The organism is Lactobacillus sp. UMNPBX15, from assembly GCF_002553785.1.
GTDB classification, from domain to species: domain Bacteria; phylum Bacillota; class Bacilli; order Lactobacillales; family Lactobacillaceae; genus Lactobacillus; species Lactobacillus crispatus.
The window spans coordinates 1-932 of the sequence record NZ_PCYV01000077.1 but is presented as its reverse complement, the minus strand read 5'-3'; the positions used below and the strand labels follow the sequence as shown (position 1 = coordinate 932).

Here is a 932-nt window from a genome sequence, read left to right as displayed (position 1 = left end):
TTTTTTTTGTTCAAACCAATCATACGAGAAAGGAACTCCTTTTTCTAATGTTTAAAGAAATAAATTTAAGGAATCAGTCATCCTTACACAAACTATTTTACAGTCTCGTAAAAAAGCTTTTATGGTTAAATAGTCATAATTTGTTGAATAAATCTATAGGTTCGAATATAATTACTCCTTCTGCTAATTTTAGTTATGTTAAAAAAGTAGAAGAAGAAGGCGACTTCTTATTCGAAAATTGGGCACAAAAGTGGGTAGATCAAGAGTATGATAGGACTCAAGAAGCGGAAGAAAATTCCACACTAGTGGAGGCTTTTCCAGATTTTCCTAATACAAAGCAAAGATTCTTTATCGATAGATATCATTTTAAAGACATGTTAGAGAGCTTAAATGATAGTCAGTTTGAAGATGAATTTAATCAATGCCTTTTTGCTTACGAGAATGAAAAGTGGTTTTTATGTGCTACAGGTCTAGGCAGTTGCTTAGAGCACTTAATGTTAATTATTCTTACAAACTATGATAAGAATGGTTTTAGAAATGAAAAAAACAGAGGAATATTTCATGGATTTCCAAAAAATCCAACTGCTCAGGATTATGTGAGATTATTTACAAAAAATCCCATTAAAATTACCTCAAGACAGGCTACTTTTATTAATTTACTATATATGGCACGAAATTCTGTAGATCATCATAATACTGGTAAAACACAAAAGAATCTTTGTGATCTTTTGTTAGACGGTATATCTGATATGTACAATGACTATTATTCAAGTAGTGTATTATATAAGTCCACATCCAAAGAAGATGAATAAAAAATACTTATTTAATTAATTGATTAAATGAAAAGTTTTCCGTTATTTGCAAAAGATAACAAGAGACTGTCAAATCTTTTGTGTAAATAGATCTTTCTCGTAAATTGATTTTTTAATTAT

1 protein-coding gene is annotated in these 932 nt (G+C 28.9%); it reads left to right on the top strand.

Annotation, left to right across the window (positions count from 1 at the left end):
- Nucleotides 1-812, top strand: an 812-nt coding sequence (locus CP366_RS10335) for a hypothetical protein (protein WP_233186527.1), incomplete at its 5' end; no start/stop codon positions are given.
- Nucleotides 813-932: the final 120 nt, after the last annotated feature.